Origin of the sequence: Pseudactinotalea sp., from assembly GCF_048594945.1 — a bacterium.
GTDB lineage: Bacteria > Actinomycetota > Actinomycetes > Actinomycetales > Beutenbergiaceae > Pseudactinotalea.
Map to the genome: position 1 here is coordinate 1 of NZ_JBMDXJ010000359.1, position 5,986 is coordinate 5,986.

Below are 5,986 nucleotides of genomic sequence, written 5' to 3' on the forward strand. Positions count from 1 at the left end.
CCCCCGACCTTACGACACCGATCAGCGCCCGAACGTGGCGACTGTGCGCCAGCAGCCCTCAGCAGACCTGAGTTAGCTCGATTCAGATGGTGACCGCAATGCGCCCATCGACCGTCCGGTGTAGCACTGCTCCACTGTCGGTCGGATCATGTTCGCTGTTCGTGCGACTGGATCTGCGCCGCGATCTCCTGCCATGCCGCGATGTCCAAGAAGTGCCCCGTGTCAGGAAGCGTGTGAACCTCGCTCGCCAGCGCTTCCATGACCCGAGGGCGGATGTGTTTCGGCGGCACGAAAGGGTCGTACTCCCCGCTGCTGACGAGCAGGGGCCGGCGGGCGGCTAGGCGAAGTGTCTCGTCGGCGACGGGCGAGGGGGCCAGGCTGGGATAGGTGTAGCGACCGACGAGAGTCATCCACTCGATCCAGCTGGGAACCGGGGACTGCCCCGGGCCCTGGAGATGTCGCACGAGACGGGACGCGGTTCGCGGGGTGGGGGACAATGCCCATCGAGCGAAGGCGTACAGCAGTGCGGGAGGCAGCCGGAGCCGGCGGATGCCGGCGGGTGAGATCAGGACGCGCGCACTGATCCATGGCGACGCAGCGCTCAGTGCCACAGCTGCGCCTCGGGAGTGCCCGATCACCGTGACGGACTCACCAAGGTGATCGAGAACCTCAGCGAACCAGACTGCGAGCTGTCGATCGCGCGCACCCTGCACGCGACGAGGCGAGCTGAGGCCGGGCTCGCCCGGCACATCGACGGCGATGACCCGGTGACGGCGTGCCAGGACACCGATAGCGGGGAGGTAGTTGGCGGCACAGCTGTTGGAACCGGGCAGGAGCACGACCGTACTCGGCGCGTCGACCGAGCCTGCTCGGACCAGATGGGTCGGCCCGGCAACGGTCGTGACGACCTCCCTGTCGTGGGCCTGCGGCCAGGAGTCGAACTCGCCTTCGCACCAGGCCGTGATGATGGCGCGTGCGCGCGCCGCCTTGGCGTATCGATAGATGTGCTCTTCCACAGCTCACTCGGCCCCAGGGAACGTGGGCAAGGAGAAACCGCTCATGGTGAACCTTCGCTCTGACGGGGATAGGGAACGCCTATGCGTCCGCCGACCAGGCTTCCCGGCTCACCAACGGTCAGCGTAGCGGTTGCCGAGACCCCCTACAGGCCCAGTACCGGCATGAGCGCCAGCATGTTCTCGCTGACGTGTGCGGAGCTGGTTGACTCGTCCTCGTCGTCGTGGCGAGCTACGAGCAAGCGCATGGTGAGCGCGAACGCGGCGGCAAAACCGGCAGCAGCCGCGACGAGCACGATCCCGCCATTGCGGTGCCACCATGATGAATGATCTTCCGCTGTTCGACGATGAAGCATTACGGCGTCCTCTCGTGGGTCGTGAGCGCGCGGATATCGGTTCCTGGGGCGAACGGGTGGCCGCTCAGGGCTGCCGAGCGAGCGATTGTGATAGCGCCCAGGGCAGAGGTGAGCAGCTGCAGGGCGACGGCCAGTGCGACCTTGATCAGGGAGCTGATCTCCGGGTCGGTCAGTACGGCTCCGACCGTCACGAAGACCACGCCGAGACCGGCGGCTGTGGCCACCGAGGAGCCTCGAGCGTAGACGTCCCGCAACCGCCACAGGCCCGCGGCGGCGCTGATGAATATCAGGGCACCCAGGACCATGAAGACCTGCCCGGTCACGGAGAGTGCGGTCATCGCTTCCCTCCCGTCAGCGCGCGGGCAAGGGAGATCGCGGCGAGAAACCCGACGAGAGTGGCAATCAACACCAGGTCGAAGGTGCCGGCGCGGGCTAGCCGCGTGCCGATCAGGGCGATGATCGCGATGAGGCTGAAGGTGAGCAGGTCGGCTGCGATGACTCGGTCCGCGGGAGTCGGCGCACGCAAGATCCGCCAGCCGGACAGCAGCAGGGCGATGCCGCAGCCTGCCAGAGCGATGTCGAGGGCGATCATGGGGTCCTCCGCAGACTCCAGCTGTGCAACAAGCGGCGATCCATGTCCAGCAGGTCGGCCAGCGCCTGCTCGGTGGATCGGTGGTACATCGAATGCACGAGGACCACGGATCGCTCGCTGTCGCTGTCGTGGCCGAGCACGAGCGTGCCGGGGGTGAGCGTGATCAGCACGCTGATGGCTGTGGTGTGCAAGTCCGCGGCGCGCCCCAGCTCCAGGCGCACCACGCGGGGTGTGGCCCGCGAACCCGGCGTGAGCACATCGGCCAGCACCTGTGCCGAGGAGCGGATGACCTGCCAGGCGAACCATGCGGTGAAGGCCACGACGCGGAGCGGCAGTGTCAGGGCGGCGCTCACACCAGCACCGCCTGCACGTATGCGGTGGTGTCGACCAGACCAGCCGCCGCGGTCGCGGTCAGATCCAGCAGTCCCTGCGCGCCCACGCCGAGCCCGAGCGTCACCGCAGCCAGGGCAACTGCAGGAGCGGTCATCGCCCAGCGCCGGGCGCGCGGCGGGTCGTCGAGTGTGACCGAGCCCATGGACCGGGTTCCGGAGCGCTGCAGCGTGGGCGCGAAGACCGCGGAGAAGATCTTCAGCATCGACAGCAACGTGATGACGCTGACCACGAGCGCGATCACCACGGCGATGACCTGACCGGCGTCGAACGCGGCCAGGATGAGGGTGAGCTTGGCCACGAACCCGGAGAACGGGGGCAGCCCCGCCAACGAGAGCGCCGCTGCACCGAACGCCGCAGCCAGAACCGGGTGGCGGCCGACGTGGCCTCGCAGATCCTCGAGCGTGTCAGTGCCGTAGCGGGTCTCGATTGCTCCGACGGACAGGAACAGCGACGCCTTCACGATCATGTGGTGCAGCAGGTAGAAGATGCCGGCCGTGAGGCCGATCGGCCCGAAGAGGGCTACCCCAAGCAGGATGTAGCCGATCTGGGAGACCATGTGAAAAGCCAGGATCGAGCGCATCCGGTTCTCACCGGCGGCACCGAGGACGCCGACGAGCATCGTGGCGCAGAACAACACGACCCCGATCCAGAGGTAGCGCTGGTCGCCATCGAAGACGACGGCGTAGATCCGGTAGATCGCATAGATCGCCACCTTGGTGTGCAAGCCCGAGAACAGTGCGGTCACGGCTGGGGAGGTCGAGGGATAGGCGCGGGCCAACCATCCGTGGACCGGGACCACTGCCGCTTTCATCGCCAGCGCCAGCAGACATAGCCCCGTCGCGGCCGCGACCTGTGGCGAATGCGCCGCTGCGCCGGCCAGCTCCGCGAGGTTCACGGTGCCAGCCGCGCCGTAGACCAGCGCGACCCCGGTCAGGAACATGGTGGAGACGAACAGGTTGAAGGTCACGTACAGCCGCGAGCCGGTGACGGCGCGATCGGTTCCACGCCGTCGACGGGCGATCATCAGCAGCCCGTAGGAGGGCAGCAGCATCACCTCGATGAAGACGAACAGGTTGAACAGGTCCGCGGTCAGCAGGGCGCCGTTGACGCCTGCGGTCAGGACCATCAGAAGGGGCGCGAACAGCGGCAGCCGACCGACGCCTGACCCGAGTGCGAAGACGGCACAGGCCAGCGACAGCACCCCTGCCACGAGCACCATCAGCGCAGAGAACACGTCAACCACGAACGGGATTGCGATGCCCGGTCCCCAACCGCCGACCTGGTGCGCGAGGACGCTGCCATCGGCGGTGGCCGCGACCAGGACCACACCTGCGACGAGATTGAGCACCAGGAGCACGATCATGATCGTGGCGGGCCAGTGACCGCGCCGGCGCACCAGCAGCGCCACCCCCGCGGCCAGCAGCGGAGTCGCCACCACCAGCGGCAACAGCTCCTGCCTCATCGCCCCGCCTCTTCCTCGAGTCCCGCGACGCGCCCGCGTGCCGGAGCGGTGCCGTCGCTGTCCGTGTCCTGGTCCGAGCCTTCCGAGCTGCCCGCGGCATCGCCGCCAGGCCCGTGCTCGGCCGGGCCGTCGACGTCGTCGGACGAACCGGTGACGGCGAGCACGAGCAGGTAGATGGTGATCGCGAAGGCGATCACGATGGCCGTCAGCACGAAGGCTTGCGGCAGCGGATCCGCAGTCGTGCCCGGGTCAAGGTCGCCGCCCAGCGGCTCGCCGCGGCGATCCGAGCCGCCGGCGCTGAAGAGCAGCAAGTTGACGGCGTGACTGAGCAGCACGAATCCGAGGATGACGCGCAGCAGGTCCCGCTGAAGCAGCAGATACACGGCTCCGGTCACCAGCACACCGATGCTCAGGGCGAGGAACATCAGCGCCTCACCGCCTCGCGGCCGGTGGTGCCCACCCGCACCACGGCCGACAGCATCATCCCCAGCACCGCCAGATAGACGCCGACGTCGAAGATCAATGCCGTTGTCAGCTTGACACCTAGGATCTCGGCGTGGAGGGGGCGCAGGAACGACCCGTCGAACAGTCCGAGCACCCCGGTTCCGACAGCGACCAGCACGCCGACTGCGGCAATCGTCAGGTAAGGGCGCTGGACGCGCGGCACTTCGTCGGTGGCCGAGGCCAGGTAGGCCAGCACCAACGCCGATGCCCCCACCAGGGCAGCGATGAAGCCGCCGCCTGGTGCGTTGTGCCCACGCAGCAGCAGGTACACAGAAATGGCAATCATCACGGGGATCAGCGCCCGGTCGGCCGTGGTCAGGAATCGGCTGTTGCGCTCGGGGTCGCGCAGCGGTCCGCTCATGACCTGGCCCGGCCGCTCCACCAGGCGCCGAGCATCAAGCAAGGCCGAGATCGCCACTGCACCGATGGCCAACACCACGAGCTCTCCCAAGGTATCCAGCGCCCGGTAGTCCACGAGGATCGTGTTGACCACGTTGGTCCCGCCGGTGTCGTCCTGTGCATGGATCTGGAAGTAGCGCCCCACCTCCGACAGTGATCGGTGCCCGGTGAAGACGAGCGTGGCACCGGTGGCTGCTACACCGGCGGCAACGGCCGCCGTGGCGGCCGCCGCTGACCGGCGCCGACGGCCGGTGCGTGAGAAGAGTCGCGACATCCGCGGCAGCACCAGCACCATCGCCGCGACCGTCAGCACCTCGACCAGCAATTGGGTCAGTGCCACGTCGGAGGCGCCCAGCACCAGGAACCAGAGCACGACGCCGAACCCGGCCGTACCCGCACCCAGCACCGCCGTCAACCGCGCGCGCGCTGTCAGCACCGCCACCACTCCCAGCAGCAGCAGCGCCAGCAAACCCACGTCGATCGGGGCGACCGCACCCGTCGCCGATGGTGGCAGACCACGCCACAACCACAGCGGCGCGATCGTCGCGCAACCTAACAGCACCACCGGCACCGCCAGCTGACGAGCAGGCACGTCCGATCGTGTCAGATCGCCGGTCCGGCGACCGATCGCGATGATGGCGTCGTGGACCGCCTGGACAGTATCCGAACCGGTCCACGGCAGCAGCTGACGGTGGACCAGGACGCGCTCCAGGACGTGCCGTCCGGCGGTGACCAGCAACACCCCGAGCACGATCGCGACGGTGGACAGCACCAAGGCGAGGTTCACGCCGTGCCACAGGGACAGCGAGGGGACGTCGCCTGCCTCGATACCGGCGACGGCCATCACCGCCGGAGCCACCACTGGCTCCAGCAGCGCTACGCCTGGTCCGAGCACGAGGCCGGCGACGGCCGAGACCGCGATCGCCACCGACATCGGAGCCGAGTCACGCCAGCGCGACAGCAGCGGGACCGGGGGACCGAACATCGTGGCCACCACCACCCGGGCGCTGTAAGCCACGGTCAAGACGGCACTGAGCACCACCGCTGCGGTCGTCACCACCACAACGACGGGATCGCCGGGACCGTGCACAAAGGCGTCGATGAGGAGCTCCTTGCTGGCGAATCCCAGCGTCGGCAGCACCCCAGCCATGCTCAGCGAAGCCACCACCAGCATCGCCTTGTCCCAGGGCATGGCCCTTGCCAGCCCCGACAGCTCCCGCAGATCACGGGTTCCCGTTCGGCGTTCCACCAGCCCGACCAGCATGAA

8 protein-coding genes are annotated in these 5,986 nt (G+C 68.1%); all 8 read right to left on the bottom strand.

Annotation, left to right across the window (positions count from 1 at the left end; genetic code table 11):
- Positions 1–146: 146 nt before the first annotated feature.
- Complete coding sequence (locus tag ACOJSN_RS16370) at positions 147–1,016, bottom strand: alpha/beta fold hydrolase (protein ID WP_420113558.1); 870 nt, start codon at positions 1,014–1,016, stop codon at positions 147–149.
- 143 nt (positions 1,017–1,159) lie between these two features.
- A complete protein-coding gene (locus ACOJSN_RS16375) occupies positions 1,160–1,369 on the bottom strand; it encodes a hypothetical protein (protein ID WP_420113559.1) in 210 nt (69 codons plus the stop codon).
- Complete coding sequence (locus ACOJSN_RS16380; protein ID WP_420113560.1) at positions 1,369–1,707, bottom strand: cation:proton antiporter; 339 nt, start codon at positions 1,705–1,707, stop codon at positions 1,369–1,371. Before ACOJSN_RS16380 ends, ACOJSN_RS16375 begins: the two co-directional genes overlap by 1 nt.
- Complete coding sequence (locus ACOJSN_RS16385) at positions 1,704–1,961, bottom strand: monovalent cation/H+ antiporter complex subunit F (protein ID WP_420113561.1); 258 nt, start codon at positions 1,959–1,961, stop codon at positions 1,704–1,706. The genes ACOJSN_RS16380 and ACOJSN_RS16385 overlap by 4 nt, the downstream gene beginning before the upstream one ends.
- Entirely contained in the window at positions 1,958–2,314 is a 357-nt protein-coding gene (locus ACOJSN_RS16390) for a Na+/H+ antiporter subunit E (RefSeq protein ID WP_420113562.1), read from the bottom strand. The genes ACOJSN_RS16385 and ACOJSN_RS16390 overlap by 4 nt, the downstream gene beginning before the upstream one ends.
- The gene (locus ACOJSN_RS16395; protein WP_420113563.1) at positions 2,311–3,816 is read right to left on the bottom strand and encodes a monovalent cation/H+ antiporter subunit D family protein; all 1,506 of its coding nucleotides are present in this window, start codon (positions 3,814–3,816) and stop codon (positions 2,311–2,313) included. The genes ACOJSN_RS16390 and ACOJSN_RS16395 overlap by 4 nt, the downstream gene beginning before the upstream one ends.
- The gene (locus ACOJSN_RS16400; RefSeq protein WP_420113564.1) at positions 3,813–4,241 is read right to left on the bottom strand and encodes a sodium:proton antiporter; all 429 of its coding nucleotides are present in this window, start codon (positions 4,239–4,241) and stop codon (positions 3,813–3,815) included. The genes ACOJSN_RS16395 and ACOJSN_RS16400 overlap by 4 nt, the downstream gene beginning before the upstream one ends.
- The coding region (gene mbhE / locus ACOJSN_RS16405) for a hydrogen gas-evolving membrane-bound hydrogenase subunit E (RefSeq protein WP_420113565.1) at positions 4,241–5,986 on the bottom strand (1,746 nt) is incomplete at its 5' end. The genes ACOJSN_RS16400 and mbhE, both read right to left, overlap by 1 nt.

Coding starts and splice junctions, on each gene's coding strand:
- ACOJSN_RS16375 (WP_420113559.1), bottom strand. CDS start 1,369: ATGCTTCATCGTCGAACAGCGGAAGATCATTCATCATGGTGGCACCGC.
- ACOJSN_RS16380 (WP_420113560.1), bottom strand. CDS start 1,707: ATGACCGCACTCTCCGTGACCGGGCAGGTCTTCATGGTCCTGGGTGCC.
- ACOJSN_RS16385 (WP_420113561.1), bottom strand. CDS start 1,961: ATGATCGCCCTCGACATCGCTCTGGCAGGCTGCGGCATCGCCCTGCTG.
- ACOJSN_RS16395 (WP_420113563.1), bottom strand. CDS start 3,816: ATGAGGCAGGAGCTGTTGCCGCTGGTGGTGGCGACTCCGCTGCTGGCC.
- ACOJSN_RS16400 (WP_420113564.1), bottom strand. CDS start 4,241: ATGTTCCTCGCCCTGAGCATCGGTGTGCTGGTGACCGGAGCCGTGTAT.